This is a genomic window from Ferrovum myxofaciens, from assembly GCF_000735045.1.
Classification (GTDB): Bacteria; Pseudomonadota; Gammaproteobacteria; order Burkholderiales; family Ferrovaceae; genus Ferrovum; species Ferrovum myxofaciens.
The window spans coordinates 1-253 of the sequence record NZ_JPOQ01000604.1 but is presented as its reverse complement, the minus strand read 5'-3'; the positions used below and the strand labels follow the sequence as shown (position 1 = coordinate 253).

The 253-nt window shown below is 49.4% G+C and carries 1 pseudogene; it reads left to right on the top strand.

Going from position 1 to position 253, the window contains the following annotated elements:
- A pseudogene (locus tag IV91_RS0115305) lies at positions 1–253 on the top strand (RNA-guided endonuclease InsQ/TnpB family protein); the annotation flags it as partial.

Below are 253 nucleotides of genomic sequence, written 5' to 3'. Positions count from 1 at the left end.
TTTCGTGTTCAACAAGGCGCTTGCAATGCAGAAGGCCATCTACGAGGGCGGCGAAAAGAAGCTGGGCTATGCCGGGTTGTGCAAAGAACTCACCACTTGGAAAACTCAACCGGAAACCGCTTGGCTTAAAGAAACACATTCGCAAGTTTTGCAGCAATCACTCAAAGACCTTGAGCGTGCCTACAAAAACTTTTTCGATAAGCGTGCCGACTTTCCACGGTTCAAGAAAAAAGGCATGGGCGACAGCTTCCGC